Raw genomic sequence first — 23,013 nt, forward strand, 5'->3', positions numbered from 1 at the left:
CTCTTTCAGGGTTGACGTTGTGCATAGTGCTCAATGGCATCGGCAATGGACGTAGAATCCTGCAAGGTGCGAATGGTAGTGAACAACGTGGTGGCCTCATCGTACTCTTTACGCAGGTAGCCGAGCCACTGCTTAATGCGGGCCACATGATACAGGCCAGTGTCGCCCTGCTTTTCAAGACGGCTGTATTTGCGCAGCAGTTCGGTGACGTCGTTCCACGGCATGCGGGGCTCGTTGTATTTCACCACCCGGCTGAGGTTGGGAATATTCAGCGCGCCGCGGCCGATCATCACTGAATCGCAGCCCGTCGCGGCCATACAGTCCTGGGCGCTTTGCCAGTCCCAGATTTCGCCGTTGGCAATCACCGGGATCGACAGCCGACGGCGGATCTCGCCGATAGCCTGCCAGTCGATTCTGTCGGCCTTGTAGCCATCCTCTTTCGTGCGCCCATGTACGACCAGCTCGGTAGCGCCAGCCTGCTGCACGGCATCGGCGATTTCAAACTGACGGTCGCTGCTGTCCCAGCCAAGGCGCACTTTCACCGTCACCGGCAAATGCGCGGGCACGGCCTCACGCATGGCCTTCGCGCCGCGATAGATTAAATCCGGATCTTTAAGCAGCGTTGCGCCGCCGCCGCTGCCGTTCACCACCTTCGACGGACAGCCGCAGTTCAGATCGACGCCCCAGGAGCCCAGCTCCACCGCGCGGGCGGCGTTTTCAGCAAGCCACTGCGGATGCTGACCCAGCAGCTGAACGCGCACCAGCGTGCCGGACGCTGTCCGACTCTCATTCAGCAACTCAGGGCACAGGCGATGGAAGGATTTTACCGGCAGCAGCTGATCCACCACCCGCAGAAACTCGGTGATGCAAAGATCGTAATCATTCACCCCGGTGAGCAGGCCACGAACCAGTGAATCGAGCACGCCTTCCATCGGCGCCAGCAGAACACGCATATCAGTATCCGGAGAAAAAAGAGGCGCTATGGTAGCGTTGTTATCGCCCGGTTTGAAGCCCCTCATGTACTACACTGAAAGCCATAGATTTCTCACGCTTTTTGGTCGTTTGTCTGACGTGCCATTGCGGAATATTTTGTATGCTCAGAATTCATGATGTGATCGGTAGCACATTACATGGTTTAATTGTATGATGAATGCGTTTCATCAAGGGCGAGAACCATGAGCAAAACACTGAACATTATCTGGCAATATCTGCGGGCCTTCGTGCTGATTTACGCCTGTCTCTACGCCGGTATTTTTATCGCATCACTGTTACCCATCACTATTCCCGGCAGCATCATCGGCATGCTGATTCTGTTTGTCCTGTTGGCGCTGCAAATCCTGCCGGCGAAGTGGGTGAATCCCGGCTGCTACGTATTGATTCGCTACATGGCGCTGCTGTTCGTGCCGATTGGCGTCGGGGTGATGCAGTACTTTGATGTGCTGCGGGCGCAGTTTGGCCCGGTGGTGGTGTCCTGTGCGGTCAGCACGCTGGTAGTGCTGCTGGTTGTCAGCTGGAGTTCACACATAGCCCACGGTGAACGCAAGGTGGTCGGTCAGAAAGAAGGTGAGCAAAAATGATGCACTACATCTGGTGGTCCCTGCCGTTGACGCTTATCGTATTCTTCGCCGCGCGCCGTCTTGCAGCCCGCTTCAAGATGCCGCTGCTGAACCCGCTGCTGGTGGCGATGGTGGTGATCATTCCGTTTTTACTGCTCACCGGCATTCCCTACGATCATTACTTCAAGGGCAGCAAAATTCTCAACGACCTGCTGCAGCCTGCGGTGGTGGCGCTGGCCTATCCACTCTATGAGCAGCTGCACCAGATCCGCGCCCGCTGGAAATCTATTATCACCATCTGCTTTGTCGGCAGCGTAGTGGCAATGACCACAGGCACCGCGGTCGCCCTGCTTATGGGAGCAACGCCTGAAATTGCTGCTTCCGTTATGCCGAAATCAGTCACGACGCCGATTGCGATGGCCGTCAGCGGCAGCATCGGCGGTATCCCTGCTATCAGCGCCGTGTGCGTGATTTTCGTCGGTATTCTTGGCGCGGTGCTTGGTCACACGCTGCTGAACCTGATGCGAATTGACACAAAAGCGGCGCGTGGTCTGGCAATGGGGACTGCCTCACACGCTTTAGGTACCTCGCGCTGTGCGGAGCTCGACTATCAGGAAGGCGCGTTCAGTTCACTGGCGCTGGTGATCTGCGGGATCATTACCTCGCTGCTCGCCCCGTTCCTGTTCCCGGTGATTCTGGCGCTGTTTGGGTAATGCGACGCATCACACGAACTTCATTCTATTTTCATTAGTTGCATAAAAAGTCAGATCTAAGTCACACATTAGCCGTTATCAGGTCCGTACACTGTCATCCCTTAACCTGTAATGAGGCCATTGCCATGCACCCACGTTTTCATTCTGCTTTCCCGCAACTCAGTGAGGAACTGCAAACGGCCCTCGCCCCATGGCTGGCTGATGCGCATTTCCCCGCCATGCTGAGCGCCGGGCAAGTCTCTGAGCTGAAATCAGCCACGGGACTGGACGAAGACGCGCTGGCTTTTGCCCTGCTGCCGCTAGCCGCCGCCTGTGCCCGGGCCGACCTTTCGCACTTTAACGTTGGCGCCATCGCGCGCGGCGTGAGCGGCATCTGGTATTTTGGCGGCAATATGGAATTTATTGGCGCGACAATGCAGCAAACCGTTCACGCCGAGCAAAGCGCTATCAGCCACGCCTGGCTGCGCGGCGAAAAGGCCCTTAAGGCGATCACCGTCAACTACACGCCGTGCGGCCACTGTCGTCAGTTTATGAATGAGCTGAACAGCGGGCTGGAACTGCAAATCAATCTGCCGGGCCGTGAACCCCATACGTTGAAAGACTATCTGCCGGACGCCTTCGGCCCGAAAGATCTGGAGATCAAAACCCTGCTGATGGATGCCCAGGATCACGGCTATCCGCTGGAGGGCGATGCCCTTTCCCGTGCCGCCATTCAGGCAGCGAACCGCTGTCATGCTCCGTACAGCCAGTCACCCTCCGGCGTCGCGCTGGAGCTACGCGACGGCACAATTTTCGCGGGTAGCTATGCCGAAAATGCGGCCTTTAATCCAACGCTGCCGCCGCTACAGGGCGCACTGAATCTGCTCAGCCTCAACGGTTACGACTATCCTGATATTCAGCGGGCGGTGCTGGCCGAACGTGCGGATGCACCTCTGATCCAGTGGGATGCTACCGTAGCGACCCTGAAGGCGCTTGGCTGCCAGAATATCGACCGCGTTCTCCTCGGTTGATCTTACCGTGCGGGCTCAGGCCCGCACTGATGAAAATCCCCCCAATTAAACGGCGGTTTCTTGCTCTTGCCCCTCGGGTACAGTAGCCTGAGTGAATCTTCTTCCACCACTGAGTCAAGTCCATGTTAAAGCGCGTGTTATACAGCCTGTTAGTCCTGATCGGCCTGCTGCTGTTGACCGCACTCGGCCTTGACCGCTGGATAAGCTGGAAAACTGCGCCGTATATCTACGATGAGCTGCAGGATCTTCCCTATCGTCAGGTCGGCGTGGTACTCGGTACCGCTAAGTATTACCGCACCGGCGTCATCAATCAGTATTATCGCTACCGCATTCAGGGCGCGCTGAACGCCTATAACAGCGGCAAGGTCAACTACCTGCTGCTGAGCGGCGATAACGCGCTCCAGAGCTATAACGAACCGATGACGATGCGTAAAGATTTGATTGCCGGAGGCGTCGATCCGGCGGATATCGTGCTCGATTACGCAGGCTTCCGCACGCTGGACTCCATTGTGCGCACCCGCAAGGTATTCGACACCAACGACTTCATCATCATCACCCAACGCTTCCATTGTGAACGCGCACTGTTTATCGCCCTGCATATGGGCATTCAGGCGCAGTGCTACGCGGTGCCATCCCCGAAAGATATGTGGAACGTGCGCGTACGTGAGTTTGGCGCCCGCTTTGGCGCGCTGGCGGATCTCTATCTGTTCAAGCGCGAACCGCGCTTCCTCGGCCCGCTGGTGCCTATTCCTTCCCTGCACGAAATCCCTGAAGATGCGCAGGGTTATCCGGCAGTCACCCCTGAGCAAATGCTGGAAATCCAGGATAAACAAAGGAAAGAGTAATGGGCGACTATGCGCTGTTGGTAGGGAATGGCATTAACAATCTGACCGACGGCAATTCATGGTCCGATGTACTGCAAAGCCTTAGCCAGAAATACAGCATCACAATTGATACCCAGAACAAGCCTTTCCCCCTCGCCTACGAAGAAATCTATTTCACCATTTTAAAAACCCGGCACAGCGAACGAACAGAAAACAGCATCAAACGCTTTATTGCCGAGAGAATTAAAACGATTACCGGAAATGAGATTCATCAGCAACTGATGGCGCTCAGCTGCCGAAACATCATGACCACCAACTACGATCTGACCCTGGAAAGCTGCCTGGTAAATGCCGCTGAAATAAAAAATAACGGTATTATCAAAGAGCAGAAATACAGTATTTTTCGTCATCATCAGATTGATGAGAAACTCATCTGGCATATTCATGGCGCCATTAATGTCCCTCAATCCATTACGTTGGGTTACGAGCATTACAGCGGTTATTTACAGGCCATGCGCAATTACACCGCGACCGGCAGCAGCTATTCGAAAGCAGAGTTTAACGATCTCAAACCGCTGATCCGCCGTTTATCCACTGCCGAAAATGAGTTCAGCTGGATTGATAACTTTTTCCGTCGCAACGTTTATATCGTCGGCCTGACGCTGGATTTCGTTGAAATCGATCTCTGGTGGCTATTAACCTGGCGCGAACGTTGTCGATTGCTGAAAAGTAACAACGTGTCGATTAATAACCAGATTGTTTACTACCTTCCCGCCTGCTTTGCGGACGATAAGGCCACCGTCGCCAAAATTGCGCTGCTGGAGAGCGTTGGTGTCACCGTCGGGAAGGCGTTCGGTCAGCATTTCAGGCGCAGTAAAGAGGATGAACAACACTATTATGCAGCTGTGATTGGGGATATCCGGAAAGCTGAAGAATAAGAGTGCGGGAGCGGAAATAAAAAAACCGGCAACGATACTCCGCTGCCGGGTTTGGATGAAACAGAAAGCTTATTTTTTACGCGCGTATTTGAGGGAATCCAGCGCAACGGCGAAGATGATGATCGCACCCTTGATAATATACTGCCAGTAAGGGTTCACGCCGATATACGTCAGACCGTAGTTGATGACGGTGAAGATGATAACACCCGTCACCACGCCGATAACGGTACCGACCCCGCCGCTAAACGACACACCGCCCACCACGCAGGCTGCAATCGCATCCAGCTCGTACATAAACCCGAGGTTGTTGGTCGCCGAGCCGATACGGCCGGCTTCCAGCATCCCGCCGAAGGCATAGAACACGCCGGACAGCGCATAGATCATCAGCAGGTTCAGGGCAACGTTGACGCCTGAAACGCGTGCCGCTTCCGGGTTACCGCCGATAGCGAAGATGTTTTTACCGAAGCGAGTCTTGTTCCACAGGATCCAGACGAAAATCGTGGCAATCAGCGCATAGAACGTGATGTACGAGAGACGGAAGCTGCCGAGCGCAATAAACCCTTGGGTAAACGTCGAGAAGTGCGAATCAAAACCGGATACCGGAGACGCCCCCACGAAATCGTAATAGAGGGAGTTGATGCCATACACGATGATCATCGTACCCAGCGTGGTAATAAACGGCGTCACGTTCAGGTAAGCAATGATAATCCCGTTCACCAGACCAATCACCGCGCCGATAGCGCAGACAATCAGCAGCACCAGCGGAATTGGCATGGTCGCCAGGTCCGGGAACACCTTGTTGGCGTTATCGACGGACTGTAGCAGGGTTGCAGCGATAACCGCAGCCAGACCAACCTGGCGGCCAGCAGACAGGTCGGTACCCTGCGTTACGATTAAACCCGCCACTCCGAGAGCGATAATAATACGCACGGAAGACTGGGTCAGGATATTACTCAGGTTCAGCAGACTTAAGAACGTGGGGTCCTGGAAAATAATAATGGCCAGTAAGACTAAAAGAACGACGTAAATACCGCCCTCTTTCAGATAAGTGAGAAAGCTTTTTTTATTTAACGCACTCATGAGGAGCCCCTGATCTTAAAGGTGCAAAGACGCAAGACGTAAAATTTCGTTCTGCGTGGTAGTTTTAGTGTCAACGATCCCGGCGACCTGGCCGTTACTCATCACCAGAATACGGTCGGTAATACCCAGCAGCTCAGGCATTTCAGAAGAGATAATAATGATCCCCTTCTCTTTTTTCGCCAGCTCCGCAATCAGCTGATAAATTTCAAACTTGGCGCCAACGTCGATCCCGCGCGTCGGTTCATCAAGCATTAAAATTTCCGGCTGGGTTAATAACCAGCGTCCAATAATGACTTTTTGTTGGTTACCGCCTGACAGCGAACCAATTTGCGTGTGATGTCCCGGCGTTTTTACACGCATTGAGTCAATGACCCACTGGGTATCACTCTTCATCCGGGAATTATCCAGCAGACCGACTTTACCTTTATATTTCTTAATATTGGAAATCAGCGAGTTAAAGCCGATATCCAGATAGGCGTAGATCCCGGTGGAGCGGCGCTCTTCCGTCACCAGCGCAAAGCCGTGGTTGATGGCTTCGTTGGCGCTGTGGTTATTAATCTTTTTGCCGTGCAGCATAATCGTGCCGCCAGATTTCTCACGAATGCCGAACAGCGTTTCCACGATGTCGGTACGCTTCGCGCCAACCAGCCCGGCGATGCCGAGGATTTCCCCTTTGCGCAGGTCAAACGAAACGTCACGAATCGAAGGCTGTCGCAGCGAGGTCAGGTTACGCACTTCGAGAATGGTTTCACCCGGCGTGTTGTGTTTTTCCGGGAAGCGCTGAGTCAATGAACGGCCTACCATCATGGCGATGATCTTGTCCATATCCAGCCCTTCCAGCGGCTGAGTGGCAATCCACTGCCCGTCGCGCAGAACGGTGATTTCATCACACAGCTGGAAGATCTCTTCCATTTTGTGCGAGATATACACAATGCCGCAGCCACGCTCTTTCAGCTTACGGATAATTTTAAACAGGTGATTGACCTCTTTTTCCGTTAAGGAAGAAGTCGGTTCATCCATAATGACGATTTTGGCGTCATAGGAGAATGCTTTCGCAATTTCAATCATCTGCATTTGCGAGACGGATAATGTTCCCACGCGGGCGCGCGGATCGATATCAATATCCAGCTCGTCGAAAATCGCTTTGGTATCACGGTACATTTTGTCCTGATCGACAAACATACCTTTGTTCGGATAACGGCCGAGCCACATGTTATCCATAACTGAACGCTGGAGAACCAGGTTTAACTCCTGGTGTACCATCGAAATACCGTTTTCCAGTGCTTCTTTGGCGGAGTGGAAATCGATCTCTTTACCCTGAAAAATAATGCTACCGGAATCTTTTTGGTAGATCCCAAACAAACATTTTAATAATGTTGATTTGCCCGCGCCGTTCTCCCCCATTAAAGCATGAATAGAGTGAGGACGGACTTTCAAATTAACATTATCGAGCGCTTTAACGCCGGGAAATGACTTGTTGATACCGCTCATTTCCAACAAGTATTCGCCTGACGATTCTGTTTTATTGCTGACCATAGTTAACCCTGGCTGCGCGAATGTTTTCCCGTGCTGACCATCCAGCACGGGAGATATTTCAAAGACTGCGAAATTAAATATTACTTACCGATGAACTGGTCCAGATTGTCTTTATCCACACCAACGTAAGGTACGCGAACAATTTTGTTGTCGATTTTCCAGTTGGTACCAGCGGCCGCTTCTTTGCCTTCCGCCAGGTTTTTCGCCAGATCGAAGGTGGCTTTCGCCTGGTTGTTTGCATCGTTCAGCACGGTACCGGCCATTGCACCAGATTTCACCAGCGCCAGCGCTTCAGGCAGGGCATCTACACCAAACACAGGAATGCTGGATTTGTTGTGCGCTTTCAGCGCTTCTACTGCACCCATTGCCATCGCATCGTTGTTCGCAATAACGACTTCAATTTTGTTGGCGTTCGGGCCAGACAGCCACGCGTCCATTTTGTCTTTCGCCTGAGCGGTATCCCACATCGCGGTATCCAGCTGCAGCTGCTGGGTTTTCAGGCCCTTCTCGTTCAGCTCTTTGATAACGTAGGTGGTACGCGCTTCCGCATCCGGGTGACCCGGCTCGCCTTTCAGCAGCACGAATTGGATCTGACCGTCTTTATTCAGGTCCCATGACGGGTTAGCCGCCCAGTGTTTAGCAATCAGGTCGCCCTGAATCACGCCGGACTCTTTAGAGTCGGTGCCGACGTAGAAGGCTTTGTCGTAGCTGTCCAGCGCTTTGCGGGACGGCTCTTTGTTGAAGAACACCACCGGCACATTCTGACCACGTGCTTTTTCGATAACGGTGCCTGCCGCAGCCGGGTCAACAAGGTTGATCGCCAGCGCTTTCACGCCTTTCGCCAACAGGACGTCAATCTGGTCGTTCTGTTTTGACTGGTCGTTCTGCGAGTCGTTCATCAGCAGCTGAACATCCGGGGCTGCTTTGCCGTCTTTCTCGATAGCCTTGCGCACCACAGACATGAAGTTATCGTCGTATTTGTAGATGGTGACGCCAATACGGGTATCTGCTGCATGAGCAGCGGCACCGAACAACATGCAAGACATCACAGCGGACAGGGTTAACACCTTCTTATTCATGGTATCTCCGGTTATTTTTATGCAGGGTAGCTTATTATCGGCAGGCACAACGTTATGAAATTGTTACTGACCGCCGAAGTTAAATTTATCCAAAACCATCTTCCGTGTTCAGTAACGCTCCAGACGTGCGTTTAATTGATTGTTTAGCGCTCTGTTGCTATATAAAAACCGATTAATCACCGTTACATAGCGTTTCAGCCTTACAAACGCTGACATCATAGACAGGCGAATGTTAAGATACTGTGAATTTACTCACAAATTGAAAGCGGTTACATCGCTGCACGTTATAAGTTAGTGATCGACCCCACAGATTGCTTTAGCGCCACCGAATGACGACGCACTAACGTTGGCATAAAACAGTGAGTTGCCGCCCTGTCCAGCTTCCCCGCCGCGCCCATCAGCGCCAGCTCCGTTGCCAGTTTCGCCATGGAAACGATCGGATAGCGCACGGTGGTCAATTGCGGATCGGTGTAACGGGCGATGGGAATATCATCAAAACCAATCAATGACAGATGCAGCGGCACCGCAATGCCGTTGTCCTTCAGCGTGGTCAACGCGCCGGCTGCCATGTTGTCGTTATAGGCGAACACCGCCGTCAGGCCCTGATTGCGCCCGAGCAGCTCCACCATCGCCGCTTCTCCGCCCTGTAAATCTGGCGTGCCGGTGCCGATCCAGGCTTCAGGTGCGGCAATGCCCTGCTCGCTCATCGCCCGCAGCCAGCCTTCCTGACGCATCTGGTTATCTTCAATGTGATGACTCGACGCCAGGTAGCCGACCCGCGTGTGGCCCTGATTAAGCAGCATGCGCGTGGCCATCATTGCCCCGCTGACGTTATCAAGCCCCACGCAGCGATACTCATAGCCCGGTACGATCCGATTGATCAGCACCATACCGGGGATCTGATCCATAAATTCGCCAAGCTCCGCGTTGCTCAGGGCTTTGGAGTGCACTATCAGCGCGTTACAGCGCTGGCGAATCAGCACTTCAATGGCGTTACGCTCTTTTTCTGCTTCATGATAGCTGTTGCCAATCAGCACGTTTTTCTGACACTGCTGGGCCACGGTATCGACGGCTTTCACCAGCGCACCAAAAAACGCATCCGATACGTCCATCACCACCACGCCGATGGTATCGCTGACCTGGGTCGCCAGCGCCTGGGCGTTAGCATTGGGCCGGTAGCCCAGCTCCGTGACGGCTTTCATCACCAGTTCGCGCGTTTCAGGACTGACGAGCGGGCTGTTATTGAGCACGCGGGAAATGGTCGCGACGGAAACGCCCGCATGGCGGGCCACATCACGAATGGTGATCATAACCACCGTCCTGTTGAAAATGGCAGCGACTCACGGTCACCCCCTGTGTTGAGCAAGGTGGCTATTCTCGCAGCGACGCGGCAAGGACTACGTGAAGAAGGTCACACTGATGGAAACGGTTACATCCGTTTTGTTAATGATTGTGATCCAGATCGTTATCTGGATGTTTTTGAAATAGATACCCCTGCGGCCCGTGCGGTCAACTGACGCCACAGCCACTCCACGGGTCCCTGGCGGTGATAACGCAGCCAGATAACGGAGAAGAAGAGATTGACCAGCCAGATGACAGGCACGAAAGCAAGCAGCGCGAGCCGGTCGAATTTCATAAACAGATCAAAGCGGTAGAACAGCGTGGTGCAGATAAGCGTTTGCAGCAGATAGTTGGAAAGCGCCATGCGCCCCACACAGGTAATCGCCCCAACCAGACGGGAAGCACAGATTTGCGGCCAGAAGCCGTACGCCAGCGCAGCGTAGCCGATGGTCTGAAACGGAGCGCTCAACTCGCGCGGGGCCTGTAACAGAAACGCACACCAGCGATATGACCAGGCAAAATGCCACTGTGCAATAATTGCCGGTAAGTTAATCAGGATGCCAATGGCAATGAGCAGCCCGCCGACGCGACGGTAATGTGACAGGCTAAACTGGCCCTTCAGCCAGCCGCTGCGCATCAGTGCCGCACCCATCAGCATCATCCCCGCCAGCTGCCAGCCGTACTGCGCCCCCAGCGCCAGCAGGCTGTCGGAAAGCATATCGGCACGATTGCTGATGGCCTCAACGCCGCCTTTCAGCTTCCAGTATTGTTCATATTGCAGGTTCGCCGGTCCCGGCACCCACGAACGGTTTGGCGCATCGCCGGAGATCAGACCCAGCAGCACCAGTACCGCAATACCTATGAGATAAAGCACCACGCCGGTATTGAACATGGATTTCACACTCTGCGCTTCGCGCACCATGCGCCAGCACACCAGCCCCACCAGCGCATAAGCCAGCAGAATATCGCCATCCCAGAAAAGCAGACCATGGGCAAAGCCGAGCAGCGCCAGCAGCGTGAGTCGGGACTGGATCCAGCGCTTACCACGAGGAAGTAAAAGTTGCAGACCCGCACCAAACAGCAAAGCAAATAGCGTAAGGAATTTAACCTGCGCAAAGAGGTCAAGAACGGCCCATGTCCAGGCATCGCTGCGGGTAATAGCGCCATACCAGGCGGGGTTGAGGTAAGCCGCCTTCGGCAGACCAAAGGCGGAGATATTAAGAAGCAGGATCCCAAGAATGGCAACGCCGCGAACAAAATCCAGCGTGACGTTACGCTCCATCGGATACCTGCTTAATCAATCAGTTGTGGTGACGAACGGCGCGCAGAAACTCCTGGCGAGTGTTCTGGCTGGACTTAAACAGGCCACCGAGTGATGTGGTGGTGGTGGCGCTGGTTGCGTCACGCACGCCGCGCGCCTTCACGCAGTAATGCACCGCATCAATGGACACCGCCACGTTATTCGTGCCGAGCAGAGTCTGTAACGCCGTCAGGATCTGCTGAGTGAGACGTTCCTGAACCTGCGGACGCTGGGCGAAGAACTGCACGATGCGGTTGATTTTTGACAGACCAATCACCGTGTCTTTCGGGATATAGGCCACGGTGGCTTTGCCGTCGATGGTCACAAAGTGATGCTCGCAGGTGCTGGTCATCGAGATATCGCGCACGGTCACCATTTCATCCACCTTCATTTTATTCTCAATGACGGTGATTTTTGGGAAATTGGCGTAATCGAGGCCGGAGAAAATTTCATCGACGTACATTTTTGCGATGCGATGCGGCGTTTCCATCAGGCTGTCATCGCTGAGGTCGAGATTGAGCAGCTGCATAATTTCGGTCATATGCTCGGCAATCAGACGCTTGCGCGACTCATTGTCCATCTCAACGGGCGGACGCAGTGGGGTTTCCAGTCCACGCGCCAGCAGCGCCTCATGAACCAGAGCGGCTTCTTTACTCAGTGATGGCATTCTTTTTCTCCTGCAGGTGTGGCGACCTTTGCGTCTGGGGGCAAAGTGAACACTCATTGTGCGTGAGGCCGCGCACAGAATCCAGTATTCACAGCGATAATTATTGAAATTGGCTTAACCTTTCGTACCGGGTCGCCAGACCAGCGCCCCGCCGATCAGCAGCGCGATAGCCGCCACGCCAAGTGCCGGTTCCAGACGCTGCGTCAGCCAGGTGGAGAGTGCGGAAGTCATCGGCCCGATGAGCTGCCCGACAGCGTAGCCCGTAGTCAGTAAACCAGCCATATACCGGGTGTGCTGTGGCGCAAGTTCTCGCCCATACAGTAACGAAAGCTGAACCGCACAGAGAAAGCCACCGCCAACCAGCAGCGCTCCGATGACCAGCCCACTCATGCCCGGCACCAGCCAGGCGGCAAGCACGCCTGCGCCCTGAAGCCACAGCACAATCGCCAGCCGCTGATAGCTATGGCCCACGCCGCGTAGCAAAATACTTAGCCCAATGCCGACCACCGCCGCTGCGCCAAATACCGGCCATAGGAACTGCGCAAACAGGCTTCCTGGAAAGCGTGCCGCCGCCATTTGCGATAAAAACGTCGCCGGAAGAATATAGCCGAAGCCTGCCAGGCTGTAGCTCCAGACCAGCCGCTTCAGATTCGACGTCAGCCGTAAAGGCTCAGGCTGCCCGCCCGGCCGCTGAAAATCGCCAGGCTTCGGCAACCAGCGGGACACAAATGCGATCAGGATTAACGCCAGCAGGCCATAGAGCAACCAGCCTTCCGCTGCACTCAGATGCCGCGAATGGATCCAGACCGCCAGCAGCCCGCTCAGAGCAATCCCCGCCCCCGGCCCGGCGAACACCGCAGCGCTGAGCCCCGGTTTCCCGGCATGGGCCAGACGTTCATTTGTCCAGGCAGCCGTCAGCACCATTGCCCAACCGCTCATCGCGCCAATGACCAGCCTCAGCACGCCGTGTAGCCAGGCGTTATCCACCCATGCAGAGAGAAACGTCAGTAAGACAGCGCCGAGAATCCCGGCATACAGGCGCCCTTCCACGCCTCGATGCGCACGCATCGCATCCCAGGCGCCAAGTAAATAGCCAAGGTAGTTCATCGCTGCCACCAGTCCGGCGCTGGTCAGCGTCAGCTGTCCGTCGGCGATCATCAGCGGCACCTGTGGCGTAAAGGCAAAACGCCCTATTCCCATCGCCACCACCAGCATAATAAAGCCGCTCAGCGCGGTACGTAGCGCCATGTTCAATCCATATGTTAATGTAAAGTTGCTTTTATGATGCAACATGTCGTCTTTGTGCGGAAGTGAAAGTTACGCATTCGCGCGCACGATCTGTATGATGAAGCAGACCTTTTTTCAGTTCATATCCGGGAGCCCTGCATGGAACTGCTCGAAGAGCACCGCTGTTTTGAAGGCTGGCAGCAACGCTGGCGGCACGACTCCACCACGCTGAACTGCGCGATGACGTTCAGCATTTTTCTGCCGCCACCGCGCGAATCCACACCACCACCGGTACTTTACTGGCTTTCCGGCCTGACCTGCACCGATGAAAATTTCGCCACCAAAGCCGGAGCGCAGCGTGTCGCCGCTGAGCTCGGCATCGTGTTAGTGATGCCCGACACCAGCCCCCGGGGCGATGACGTCGCCGATGACGATAATTACGATCTTGGCAAGGGCGCCGGGTTTTATCTCAATGCAACCCAGGCACCGTGGGCTATACACTACCGCATGTATGATTATCTGCGTGACGAGCTACCCGCGCTGATTCAGTCACAGTTCAGCGTGGCGGAGCGCTGTGCGATTTCCGGCCATTCAATGGGCGGTCACGGTGCGCTGATTCTGGCGCTGAAAAATCCGGGCAGGTACAGCAGCGTGTCAGCCTTTGCACCTATCGTGAACCCGACCCGCGTGCCATGGGGACAAAAAGCGTTCAGCGTGTATCTCGGAGAGGACAAAACGAAATGGGCAGAATGGGACAGCTGCGCGCTGATGCTGAAAAGCGACGCGAAAAGCGCTATTCCAACGCTTATCGATCAGGGTGACAGCGACCAGTTTCTGGCCGACCAGCTGCAGCCAGCCGTACTGGCCGAAGCCGCGCGCCAGAGCGAATGGCCGCTGACGCTGCGCATTCAGTCAGGGTTCGATCACAGCTACTGGTTTATCGCGTCCTTTATCGAAGATCATCTGCGCTTCCATGCGCAGCATTTGTTGAAGTAGCGCCCCAGCGGATAAACCGTAGGCCGGGCAAACGCAGCGCCGCCCGGCAATTTCCCCGGCGGCGCTACACTATGCTTACCGGGGCTACAGTTTCCGCGAGCCTTTCAAACCATCAGAAACGGTAATCCAACGCCATAAAGTAACGGCGTCCATCTTCGTTGTAGCTGTAGTCGTCGCGGCTCAGATCTTTATCCATCAGGTTCATCACGCCCGCACGCAGTTTGACGTTTTTCGTCGCCTGCCATGCGCCGCCGGTGTTCCAGATAACGTACCCGCCAGGCGTTGCCCCACCGTTCGTCATCGCCCGTTTCTCACCTGAGTAGTTTGCCTGCACGTAGAAGGACCAGTCCTGTGTTGCCTGCCAGTCCACGACGCCGTTGGCGGTGTGGAACGGCAGCTCTGACAGCGGTTTGTCGCCGCCGTTGCTGAGGTCACGCCCATCGTTATAGGTGTAGTTCAGCGTCACTTTCCAGTCTTCCGCCAACGGCACTTTCAGCTCCGTTTCCACGCCGCGAATACGCGCTTTATTGACGTTGTAGTAACGGAAAATCGGTTCGCCATCGGCGTTCAGCCCTACGTAGTTCGGGTAATCTTTCGCCTGATCCACATTACCGGTACGGCTGATGCTGATGCGATCGTCCACGTTATTCTGGAAGGTCGTGATGCTGCCCTGCACCCCTTCCAGCCAGCCCTCTTCCCCGGCGTAATAGAGGCCAAGCTCGTAACTTTCACTGGTTTCCGGCTTCAGGTCCGGGCTACCGACGATTTCACAGGCTCCGCGGCAGGAACCGGTTGTCCAGTCCGGGCTAAGCTGCAGTAGTGAAGGCGCTTTAAAAGCGTTGGCCCAGCCGCCCTTCACGGTGATGGTATCGGTCGCGGTATAAACCAGATACGCACGCGGGCTCCAGTGATCGCCGTAGGTTTCGTGGTCGTCCATACGTACGCCGGTGGTCAACGCCAGCGGCTCGAAAATCCGCCATTCGTCTTCAATAAACAGCGCGTACTGGCTGGCAGAAGTGTTACCGCTGCCCTGCAAATTCACCGGATCGTTCAGCTTGTCGTGGCGCCACTCGCCGCCAACGGTCAGCAGCTGATTGATGGGACTCAGAGGCAGCACGTATTTGCCGTCGATGGAGTTGCTTTCAGAGGTGATTACGCCCGCCTGTCCCGGATTTTTGTTATCCACTTTCTCGCCGTAGAACTTCAGCTCGCTGTTGCCCATATCCCAGCGGCCATTGTGGCTCAGCGAGTAGTTCTGACGCTCAAGGCGGTTTTTATCGAGCGAGTCGGAATCGCGGTCCTGGCGGTCGAAACCGTAGCCTGCGGTGAAATCGTGATTATCGTTCGGTGTCCAGGCAAATTCGACGTTGCCATCGCGGCTGGTGTAGCCCTCAATGCGCGGTGATTCACCGGTGCTGGAGGTCGCTGATTTTTGCTGCTCGTCTTTCTCGCGTTTCGAGAGATTGCCGTAGGCCTTCATGCCCAGCACACCATCAATCAGCGGGCCGCTGGTAAAGAACTGGCCGTTCCAGGTATCACCACGGTCGCGATGTTCCTGAATCGTGGTATCGGCGGTGAGCGTGCCGTGCCACTTCTGGCCGATTTTTTTGGTGATGATGTTCACCACACCGCCAAGGGCATCCGATCCGTAAAGCGACGACATCGGCCCGCGAACGACTTCGATACGCTCGATGGCATCCACCGGGATCCAGTTGAGATCAAAATCATTGTGGCGGAACACGGCGTTGCGGGAGTTCACGCGCTTGCCGTCCACCAGAATGAGCGTATAGCTGCTGTCGAGCCCGCGCAGGCTGACGCCTTTGCGGTTGTCGCCTTCGTTGGTGAGCTGCACGCCCGGAACATCCTGTAAAACGTCTTTCAGATTCTGCACCGGACGGCGCTGAAGGTCCTGCTGCGTGATCACGCTGATGCTTGCCGGGGCGTCCTTGACGCTCTGCTCCGTTGCGGCGGCGGTCACCACCAGCGTTTCGTCATCGCTGGCGGCCATAACCGGCAGCGCCAGCGTGAATGCAGAAGCGCATAATCCGCTCCGGACAAGAGGATTCAATCTGAACATTTCCATTCTCCATGAGGTGAAACAACCACAAAACCCCCGCCAGTCGAGGCGAGCGTAAAAAAGAGCAATATGAGAGATGTGGCTGGTCACCCTGGTCCGTTGGCGTCCCCGGACAAGATGCGGGAGAGTGGCTTCATCCTGAAAGTGCCAAGATGATAAAGAGAATGATAACAATTATCAATTAAATTGTGAGCAATTATGTCCAGAAGCTATTGCCCGGGCATAAAAAAACCCTCCGCATGGGAGGGTTTTCAGACTGCTTTAAGTTAATTACTTCTTAAAGCGCTCCGGGAAGTGCATTTCGCTGTAACGAACGAAATGGGTGCCCTTCGCCAGCTTGTAGCCGAACCAGATAACCAGGAACAGCGGGATGCCGATGTAGGTCGCCGCCACGCCGCCCCAGTCGATGGTGTCTTTGAGGAACGCTTCGTAGTTCTGGCCGAGCGTGATAATCAGGCACAGCACGAACGCGAAGATTGGCCCCAGCGGGAAGAAGCCCGAACGGTACGGCAGGTTGTTGATGTCATTCCCCTGCATCACATAGCCGCGACGGAAACGGTAATGGCTGATGGCAATACCGAGCCACGCGATAAAGCCCGTCATCCCGGAGGTGTTCAGCAGCCACAGGTAAACGGTCTGGTTGCCGAACATGGAGGTCAGGAAACAGAGCGCCGCAATCACCGTGGTCGCATACAGTGCGTTACGCGGTACACCGCCTCGGGAAAGCTTCGCAAAAATACGCGGCGCTTTGCCGTCGCAGGCCAGGGTGTAAAGCATACGCGTGGACGCATACATCCCGGAGTTACCCGCCGACAGCACCGCCGTCAGGATAACGGCGTTCATCACCGCCGCCGCCGACAGCAGACCCGCGTGCTGGAACACCAGCGTGAATGGGCTGACGGAGATATCCTTCACGTCGTTACGCAGCAGGCTCGGATCGGTATAAGGAATGATCAGGCTGATAATCAGGATGGCGAACACATAGAACAGCAGGATACGCCAGAACACCTGACGCACCGCGCGCGGAATGTTCTTCTCAGGATCTTCAGATTCACCCGCCGCGATACCGATAAGCTCGGTTCCCTGGAAGGAGAAGCCGACAATCATCGCCACGCCAATCATCGCCGCAAAGCCCCCGGCAAATGGTGCGTCGCCGGTTGTCCAGTTGCTCCAGCCGACCGGCTGTGCACCTTTGAAGATGCCGACGATCATCATGACGCCGACGATGATAAAGATAACGACGGTGGTCACTTTGATCAGCGAGAACCAATATTCGGCTTCACCAAAGCCTTTCACGGAGATCCAGTTCAGCAGGAACATGATGCCGAGGAACAGCGCGCTCCAGATCCAGCCCGGCGTTTCCGGGAACCAGTAGTTCATCACCAGCTGGGCGGCCACGAGGTCAACGGCGATGGTCACCGCCCAGTTGTACCAGTAGTTCCAGCCCAGCGCGAAGCCAAAGCCTTCTTCTACATAGTTCTGACCGTAAGTGGCAAACGAGCCTGACACCGGCATATAGGCCGCCAGTTCGCCGAGGCTTGTCATCAGGAAGTACACCATCAGGCCAATCAAAATATAAGAAAGCAGCGCGCCGCCAGGACCCGCCTGCGAAATGGTTGCCCCGGAGGCAACGAATAGCCCTGTACCGATGGAGCCACCAATGGCGATCATCGTCAGGTGACGCGCCTTGAGTTCGCGGCGTAGCGCGGGCGCTTCTGTGGTTTTAGTTTCAGAAACCATGGGAAAATGCTGTCCTTCCAAAAAATGAGGCGCGATTGTAGCAGACGAAAGGGGATCCTTCCGGTTGAAATGCGCACTTATAAGAGAGCTTCATGATGAGACGCAAATTATAAGTAAAGCCCTTATCACGTCGCTTCGCCAGCGCCTCAGACATCGCAGTAGCGTAAGAAACGCTGCAATGCGTTAGAGAGGTGTTTTTGGCGATGGTGAATGCGCCACAGCTTTCGCGTCAGATGAGGAAGCGGGATCGGCACTTCAACCAGCGTGCCGCTGTCGAGCTGCTCTGCAATGACCCGCCGCGACAGGCAGCTGATGCCAAGCCCATGACGCACCGCGTGTTTGATGGCTTCTGAGTTGCCAAGCTCCATGCCAAGGTGAAACTCTGGGAGATGTGAAAGCAAGAGATAATCAACAATTTCACGCGTGCCGGAACCATGTTCGCGCAGGATCCACGGCGCTTCAGCAAGCCTTGCCAGCGTCACCTTTTCGTTCAGCAGCGGCGAACCCGGGGCGGCAAATACCACCAGCTCATCTTCCAGCCAGGGCTCGGCAATGATTTCTGCTGCGTGACACGGCCCTTCAATAAGGCCGATATCCACGCGATAATCACTGACGGCATTGATGACGTCCTGACTGTTGCCGACGCTAAGCTCCAGCGGCAGCGCCGGGAAATCACGACGATAGCGGGCGATAATTTCCGGCAGGATATAGTTGCCGATAGTGCTGCTGGCGAACACCCGGATAGCGCCATTGTCTTCGCGGAACAGCTGCTCGATTTCGGTCGCCTGCTCAAGCGTTGCCAGCGCACGCGGATACAGCAGACGGCCGTGTTCGTTGACCACCAGTCGTTTGCCGACCCGGTCGAAAAGCTGTACACCAAGCTGGCCCTCCAGATCGGTTAACGCGGCGCTGACCGCTGACTGCGAAAGCGACAGCATTTGAGAAGCCTGCGTTGTTGACCCGCTTTTCAGCACTTCAGCAAACACTTCCAGCTGGCGTAGGGTGATGTGCATATTGGACGCTCACTTACCACTTATTCAGATTAATTATAAATATATAATCAATTTTATTTTTAAACCAGCGCGACGTAACCTTTTGCCCAGATAAAGGAGAAGGTTATGACAGCACTCACTCTCACCCCACGCCGCCATCCGATTAGGCATTTTGTTCCTGGCCTGGCTCTGACCGCACTGATTACCGGCGCGGCGCTGTGGACCGGCAGCATCCCGGCAATCGCTGGCGCGGGCTTTAGCGCACTGACAATGGCTATCCTGCTCGGCATGGTAATTGGCAATACGGTTTACCCAAAAATCTGGCAGCGCTGCGACGGCGGCGTCCTGTTCGCCAAGCAGCACCTGCTGCGTCTGGGTATCATTCTTTATGGCTTCCGCCTGACGTTTTCGCAAATTGCTGACGTTGGCTTCAGCGGCATCGCCATCGACGTACTGACGCTCACCAGCACCTTTGTCCTGGCGTCTTTCCTTGGACAGAAAGTATTTGGCCTGGACAAGCACACCAGCTGGCTGATTGGCGCGGGCAGCAGCATCTGCGGCGCGGCGGCGGTGCTGGCGACGGAACCCGTCCTGAAAGCGGAATCCAGCAAAGTGACGGTCGCGGTCGCCACCGTGGTCATTTTCGGCACCATTGGTATTTTCCTCTACCCCGCGATGTACCCGGTGCTTGCACATTGGTTCAGCCCGGAAACCTATGGCATTTACATGGGCTCGACCATCCATGAAGTCGCGCAGGTTGTGGCGGCGGGCCATGCCATCAGCCCGGATGCAGAAAACGCTGCGGTGATCGCCAAAATGCTTCGCGTGATGATGCTCGCGCCGTTCCTGCTGATTCTGGCGGCGCGCGTGAAACAACTCTCCCCGGCTAAAAACGGCGAGAAAAGTAAAATCACCATTCCGTGGTTCGCGATCCTGTTTATCGTGGTGGCGATTTTCAACAGCTTCCACCTGCTGCCGAAGGCCGTAGTCGACATGCTGGTCACGCTCGACACCGTTCTGCTGGCAATGGCGATGGCGGCACTTGGCCTTACCACCCACGTTAGCGCGCTGAAAAAAGCCGGAGCAAAACCGCTCTTGATGGCGCTGGTGCTGTTCGGCTGGCTGATTGTCGGCGGCGGTATGATTAACGTGGCGGTTCATGCCCTGATGGCATAAAGCGCTGTATCACACTCCTGTTAACCCGCTATCATTAGCACTTGCTATGCACTTCCCCCACCGGCGGGTTTAACAGGAGTTTTCTATGAAATATATCGGAGCACACGTCAGCGCCTCCGGCGGTGTTGCCAATGCTGCCATTCGCGCCGCAGAGCTTGAAGCCACCGCATTTGCCCTGTTCACTAAAAACCAGCGCCAGTGGCGCGCGGCTCCGCTGACCAGCGACGTCATTGACGATTTCAAAGCCGCCTGCGAAAAATACAACTTTACCTCCGCGCAAATCCTGCCGCACGACAGCTACCTGATTAACCTCGGCCACCCGGTGGCTGACGCGCTGGAAAAATCCCGCGAAGCCTTCCTCGATGAAGTGCAGCGCTGCGAGCAGCTCGGCCTTTCCCTGCTGAACTTCCACCCGGGCAGCCACCTGATGCAGATTGCGGTAGACGACTGCCTGGCGCGCATCGCGGAATCCATTAACATTACGCTGTCGCAAACCGAAGGCGTGGTGGCGGTGATTGAAAATACCGCCGGTCAGGGCAGCAACCTCGGCTTTGAGTTTGAACACCTCGCCGCCATTATTGATGGCGTGGAAGACAAATCCCGCGTCGGCGTGTGCATCGATACCTGCCACGCTTTTGCAGCGGGCTACGATTTGCGCACTGCAGAAGCCTGCGAGAAAACCTTCGAGGATTTTGAACGTATCGTCGGATTCCAGTACCTGCGCGGTATGCACCTTAACGATGCGAAAAGCACCTTTGGCAGCCGCGTCGACCGCCACCACAGCCTCGGCGAAGGTAATATCGGCCACGACTGCTTCCGCTGGATCATGCAGGACAGCCGCTTCGACGGCATTCCGCTGATTCTGGAAACCGTAAACCCGGATATCTGGGCCGAAGAGATTGCCTGGCTGAAGGCGCAGCAGACCGCTGAAGTCGCGGCATAAAGACAAAAAGGGCCGACCGTGTCGACCCTTTGCTTACTCACTTTTGCCGGATGGCGGCGAGACGCCTTATCCGGCCTACAAAACCAGCCGTTCCTGTAGGCCTGATAAGCAAAGCGCCATCAGGCAGCTTTCGCTACCACCTCAGCTTCCGGGCGCTTCAGCACCGCGTAAGAGAGTCCCGCCACCAGCGTACCGGCGACAATCGCCATCAGGTAACCCAGCACCGGCGTGATTGCGCCAGGGATCAGCAGAACAAACAGACCGCCGTGCGGTGCCATCAGCTTCGCACCAATTGCCATTGAGATAGCGCCGGTCACCGCGCCGCCAACGATGCAGCATGGCAGAACGCGCATCGGGTCACGGGCCGCGAACGGAATTGCCCCTTCGGTGATGAAGCACAGGCCGAGTACCAGCGCCGCTTTCCCGCCTTCGCGCTGCGCTTTATCGAACTTATTGCGCGCAACAATCGTTGCCAGGCCGAGCGCCAGCGGTGGCACCATGCCTGCGGCCATAATCGCGGCCATCGGAGCATAGGTTTGCGTACTGAGCAGACCGACGCCAAACGCATATGCCGCTTTGTTCACCGGGCCCCCCATGTCGGTACACATCATGCCGCCAAGGATTGCGCCAAGCAGTACCGCGTTTGCCGTGCCCATGGTTTGCAGCCAGTGGGTCAGGCCCGCCAGAATACCGGCTACCGGTTTACCAATCAGGTAAATCATTGCCAGGCCAACGATCAGGCTTGAGAGCAGCGGAATAATCAGGATCGGTTTCAGCGCCTCCATGCTTGGGGGCAGCTTCACTTTGGTACTGATAAGCTTCGCGACGTAGCCCGCAAGGAAACCGGCGATGATACCGCCGATAAAGCCGGAGCCGGTGCTGACGGCCAGCATACCGCCGATAAGACCTGGAGTCAGGCCCGGACGGTCAGCAATCGAGAACGCGATGTACCCCGCCAGCACAGGCACCATCAGCGCGAAGGCTGAACCGCCGCCGATCTGCATCAGCGCGGCCGCAAGCGTACCCTCTTCTTTAAATGCGGTGATCCCGAAGGCAAAGGAGAGCGCGATACACAGGCCGCCTGCAACCACCATCGGCAGCATATAGGACACGCCCGTCAGCAGGTGGCTGTAGGCACCGCCTTTCTTCTTGCCTTCGTTCGCCGCGGCCTGAGCGTTACCCGCAGGTTTGTACGGCTCGGCTTCCACCAGCGCTTTGTCCAGCTCCTGGGCCGTTTTCTTCAGCGCCAGGCCGGTAGAGGTGCGATACATCGGCTTGCCGGCAAACTTCGCCAGATCCACTTCGATATCCGCCGCGACAATCACCAGATCCGCTTCAGCCACTTCTTCGGGCGTAATCGCATTGCCTGCGCCTACGGAGCCACGGGTTTCCACTTTCACCCACCAGCCGCGTTTTTTGGCTTCGGTTTCAATCGCTTCAGCCGCCATAAAGGTGTGCGCGACGCCCGTCGGGCAGGCCGTTACGGCAACAATACGTTTGGCACCGCTTTTCGCTGCGGGCGCAATTGACGCAGGCGTTGCATACGGCGTGGCGTGCGATTTAGCTTCGCTCAGGAACAGTTCCGGATGCGCCACCGCGCGATTTACATCGCCGAGGTACACTTGCTTGCCGTTCAGCGCGCTATCAGCCGGCAGCGTTGAACCCAGCACGATTGCCAGTTCGGCGTCGTTCGGGTTGTCGATAATCTCTAAATGGGCCTTGTGGGCCGCCGCGGCCAGCAGGGTCTTCGCCATATAGGCGCGCGCCTGTCCGAGCCCGGAATCGATAATCAGCAGCGTTTTCATTGTGCCTCTCCTG

Annotated in this window: 20 protein-coding genes; 8 read left to right on the plus strand and 12 right to left on the minus strand. The window is 55.7% G+C overall.

Features of this window, described 5'->3' with window-relative positions; all coding sequences use genetic code 11:
• Positions 1-5 precede the first annotated feature (5 nt).
• The gene (gene dusC / locus AB1287_RS14340) at positions 6-953 is read right to left on the minus strand and encodes a tRNA dihydrouridine(16) synthase DusC (protein ID WP_312627004.1); all 948 of its coding nucleotides are present in this window, start codon (positions 951-953) and stop codon (positions 6-8) included.
• A gap of 222 nt (positions 954-1,175) precedes the next feature.
• Here dusC and AB1287_RS14345 point away from each other — a divergent pair, with 222 nt between their 5' ends.
• The 5 genes from AB1287_RS14345 (at position 1,176) to AB1287_RS14365 (ending at position 5,041) form a co-directional block, all read left to right on the plus strand.
• Positions 1,176-1,577, plus strand: coding sequence for a CidA/LrgA family protein (locus AB1287_RS14345; RefSeq protein WP_435618212.1), 402 nt, complete (start codon positions 1,176-1,178; stop codon positions 1,575-1,577).
• Positions 1,574-2,269, plus strand: coding sequence for a CidB/LrgB family autolysis modulator (locus AB1287_RS14350; RefSeq protein ID WP_435618213.1), 696 nt, complete (start codon positions 1,574-1,576; stop codon positions 2,267-2,269). The genes AB1287_RS14345 and AB1287_RS14350 overlap by 4 nt, the downstream gene beginning before the upstream one ends.
• 125 nt (positions 2,270-2,394) lie before the next feature.
• Positions 2,395-3,279, plus strand: coding sequence for a cytidine deaminase (gene cdd / locus AB1287_RS14355; protein ID WP_435618214.1), 885 nt, complete (start codon positions 2,395-2,397; stop codon positions 3,277-3,279).
• 122 nt (positions 3,280-3,401) lie between these two features.
• Positions 3,402-4,124 (plus strand): outer membrane permeability protein SanA, encoded by a 723-nt coding sequence (gene sanA, locus AB1287_RS14360; protein ID WP_435618215.1) that lies wholly within the window; start codon positions 3,402-3,404, stop codon positions 4,122-4,124.
• Complete coding sequence (locus AB1287_RS14365; protein WP_435618216.1) at positions 4,124-5,041, plus strand: SIR2 family protein; 918 nt, start codon at positions 4,124-4,126, stop codon at positions 5,039-5,041. The genes sanA and AB1287_RS14365 overlap by 1 nt, the downstream gene beginning before the upstream one ends.
• Positions 5,042-5,110: 69 nt before the next feature.
• Here the strand turns inward: AB1287_RS14365 and mglC are convergent, their stop codons facing one another.
• The 7 genes from mglC to AB1287_RS14400 all read right to left on the minus strand — a co-directional run bounded on the left by mglC (position 5,111) and on the right by AB1287_RS14400 (position 13,292).
• The gene (gene mglC / locus AB1287_RS14370; RefSeq protein WP_312627014.1) at positions 5,111-6,121 is read right to left on the minus strand and encodes a galactose/methyl galactoside ABC transporter permease MglC; all 1,011 of its coding nucleotides are present in this window, start codon (positions 6,119-6,121) and stop codon (positions 5,111-5,113) included.
• A gap of 15 nt (positions 6,122-6,136) precedes the next feature.
• A complete protein-coding gene (gene mglA / locus AB1287_RS14375; protein WP_312627016.1) occupies positions 6,137-7,657 on the minus strand; it encodes a galactose/methyl galactoside ABC transporter ATP-binding protein MglA in 1,521 nt (506 codons plus the stop codon).
• An 80-nt stretch (positions 7,658-7,737) separates the two neighbouring features.
• Complete coding sequence (mglB, locus tag AB1287_RS14380; RefSeq protein ID WP_312627018.1) at positions 7,738-8,736, minus strand: galactose/glucose ABC transporter substrate-binding protein MglB; 999 nt, start codon at positions 8,734-8,736, stop codon at positions 7,738-7,740.
• 284 nt (positions 8,737-9,020) lie between these two features.
• Positions 9,021-10,046, minus strand: a complete 1,026-nt coding sequence (gene galS / locus AB1287_RS14385) for an HTH-type transcriptional regulator GalS (RefSeq protein ID WP_435618217.1) — start codon at positions 10,044-10,046, stop codon at positions 9,021-9,023.
• A 155-nt stretch (positions 10,047-10,201) separates the two neighbouring features.
• Positions 10,202-11,359, minus strand: a complete 1,158-nt coding sequence (gene yeiB / locus AB1287_RS14390) for a DUF418 domain-containing protein YeiB (RefSeq protein ID WP_435618218.1) — start codon at positions 11,357-11,359, stop codon at positions 10,202-10,204.
• A gap of 19 nt (positions 11,360-11,378) precedes the next feature.
• Positions 11,379-12,044, minus strand: coding sequence for a GTP cyclohydrolase I FolE (gene folE / locus AB1287_RS14395; protein WP_312627024.1), 666 nt, complete (start codon positions 12,042-12,044; stop codon positions 11,379-11,381).
• Positions 12,045-12,158: 114 nt separating this feature from the next.
• Positions 12,159-13,292, minus strand: a complete 1,134-nt coding sequence (locus AB1287_RS14400) for a YbfB/YjiJ family MFS transporter (RefSeq protein ID WP_435618219.1) — start codon at positions 13,290-13,292, stop codon at positions 12,159-12,161.
• 138 nt (positions 13,293-13,430) lie between these two features.
• Here AB1287_RS14400 and fghA point away from each other — a divergent pair, with 138 nt between their 5' ends.
• Positions 13,431-14,267, plus strand: a complete 837-nt coding sequence (fghA, locus tag AB1287_RS14405; RefSeq protein WP_435618220.1) for an S-formylglutathione hydrolase — start codon at positions 13,431-13,433, stop codon at positions 14,265-14,267.
• 112 nt (positions 14,268-14,379) lie between these two features.
• Here the strand turns inward: fghA and cirA are convergent, their stop codons facing one another.
• From cirA to yieE, 3 genes are all read right to left on the minus strand, one after another.
• Entirely contained in the window at positions 14,380-16,344 is a 1,965-nt protein-coding gene (cirA, locus tag AB1287_RS14410) for a catecholate siderophore receptor CirA (protein WP_435618221.1), read from the minus strand.
• 270 nt (positions 16,345-16,614) lie between these two features.
• Positions 16,615-18,084, minus strand: coding sequence for a lysine-specific permease (gene lysP, locus AB1287_RS14415; protein ID WP_312627031.1), 1,470 nt, complete (start codon positions 18,082-18,084; stop codon positions 16,615-16,617).
• A gap of 146 nt (positions 18,085-18,230) precedes the next feature.
• Positions 18,231-19,097, minus strand: coding sequence for a DNA-binding transcriptional regulator YeiE (yieE, locus tag AB1287_RS14420; protein ID WP_435618222.1), 867 nt, complete (start codon positions 19,095-19,097; stop codon positions 18,231-18,233).
• 105 nt (positions 19,098-19,202) lie between these two features.
• Here yieE and AB1287_RS14425 point away from each other — a divergent pair, with 105 nt between their 5' ends.
• A complete protein-coding gene (locus tag AB1287_RS14425) occupies positions 19,203-20,252 on the plus strand; it encodes a YeiH family protein (RefSeq protein ID WP_435618223.1) in 1,050 nt (349 codons plus the stop codon).
• 85 nt (positions 20,253-20,337) lie between these two features.
• Positions 20,338-21,195: a deoxyribonuclease IV gene (nfo, locus tag AB1287_RS14430; protein ID WP_312627034.1), complete on the plus strand. Its 858-nt coding sequence runs from the start codon at positions 20,338-20,340 to the stop codon at positions 21,193-21,195.
• A 119-nt stretch (positions 21,196-21,314) separates the two neighbouring features.
• Here the strand turns inward: nfo and fruA are convergent, their stop codons facing one another.
• Positions 21,315-23,000: a PTS fructose transporter subunit IIBC gene (gene fruA / locus AB1287_RS14435; protein ID WP_435618224.1), complete on the minus strand. Its 1,686-nt coding sequence runs from the start codon at positions 22,998-23,000 to the stop codon at positions 21,315-21,317.
• Positions 23,001-23,013: the final 13 nt, after the last annotated feature.

Source organism: Scandinavium sp. UTDF21-P1B, assembly GCF_040750395.1.
In the GTDB taxonomy this organism is placed as follows: domain Bacteria; phylum Pseudomonadota; class Gammaproteobacteria; order Enterobacterales; family Enterobacteriaceae; genus Scandinavium.

Excerpts from the sequence above, each read along its gene's own strand:
- AB1287_RS14350 (WP_435618213.1), top strand. The coding sequence starts at position 1,574 with ATGATGCACTACATCTGGTGGTCCCTGCCGTTGACGCTTATCGTATTC.
- folE (WP_312627024.1), bottom strand. The coding sequence starts at position 12,044 with ATGCCATCACTGAGTAAAGAAGCCGCTCTGGTTCATGAGGCGCTGCTG.
- AB1287_RS14425 (WP_435618223.1), top strand. The coding sequence starts at position 19,203 with ATGACAGCACTCACTCTCACCCCACGCCGCCATCCGATTAGGCATTTT.
- mglA (WP_312627016.1), bottom strand. The coding sequence starts at position 7,657 with ATGGTCAGCAATAAAACAGAATCGTCAGGCGAATACTTGTTGGAAATG.
- sanA (WP_435618215.1), top strand. The coding sequence starts at position 3,402 with ATGTTAAAGCGCGTGTTATACAGCCTGTTAGTCCTGATCGGCCTGCTG.
- mglC (WP_312627014.1), bottom strand. The coding sequence starts at position 6,121 with ATGAGTGCGTTAAATAAAAAAAGCTTTCTCACTTATCTGAAAGAGGGC.
- fruA (WP_435618224.1), bottom strand. The coding sequence starts at position 23,000 with ATGAAAACGCTGCTGATTATCGATTCCGGGCTCGGACAGGCGCGCGCC.
- fghA (WP_435618220.1), top strand. The coding sequence starts at position 13,431 with ATGGAACTGCTCGAAGAGCACCGCTGTTTTGAAGGCTGGCAGCAACGC.
- galS (WP_435618217.1), bottom strand. The coding sequence starts at position 10,046 with ATGATCACCATTCGTGATGTGGCCCGCCATGCGGGCGTTTCCGTCGCG.
- cdd (WP_435618214.1), top strand. The coding sequence starts at position 2,395 with ATGCACCCACGTTTTCATTCTGCTTTCCCGCAACTCAGTGAGGAACTG.
- yeiB (WP_435618218.1), bottom strand. The coding sequence starts at position 11,359 with ATGGAGCGTAACGTCACGCTGGATTTTGTTCGCGGCGTTGCCATTCTT.
- dusC (WP_312627004.1), bottom strand. The coding sequence starts at position 953 with ATGCGTGTTCTGCTGGCGCCGATGGAAGGCGTGCTCGATTCACTGGTT.
- AB1287_RS14345 (WP_435618212.1), top strand. The coding sequence starts at position 1,176 with ATGAGCAAAACACTGAACATTATCTGGCAATATCTGCGGGCCTTCGTG.
- mglB (WP_312627018.1), bottom strand. The coding sequence starts at position 8,736 with ATGAATAAGAAGGTGTTAACCCTGTCCGCTGTGATGTCTTGCATGTTG.
- lysP (WP_312627031.1), bottom strand. The coding sequence starts at position 18,084 with ATGGTTTCTGAAACTAAAACCACAGAAGCGCCCGCGCTACGCCGCGAA.
- cirA (WP_435618221.1), bottom strand. The coding sequence starts at position 16,344 with ATGTTCAGATTGAATCCTCTTGTCCGGAGCGGATTATGCGCTTCTGCA.
- nfo (WP_312627034.1), top strand. The coding sequence starts at position 20,338 with ATGAAATATATCGGAGCACACGTCAGCGCCTCCGGCGGTGTTGCCAAT.
- AB1287_RS14400 (WP_435618219.1), bottom strand. The coding sequence starts at position 13,292 with ATGGCGCTACGTACCGCGCTGAGCGGCTTTATTATGCTGGTGGTGGCG.
- AB1287_RS14365 (WP_435618216.1), top strand. The coding sequence starts at position 4,124 with ATGGGCGACTATGCGCTGTTGGTAGGGAATGGCATTAACAATCTGACC.
- yieE (WP_435618222.1), bottom strand. The coding sequence starts at position 19,097 with ATGCACATCACCCTACGCCAGCTGGAAGTGTTTGCTGAAGTGCTGAAA.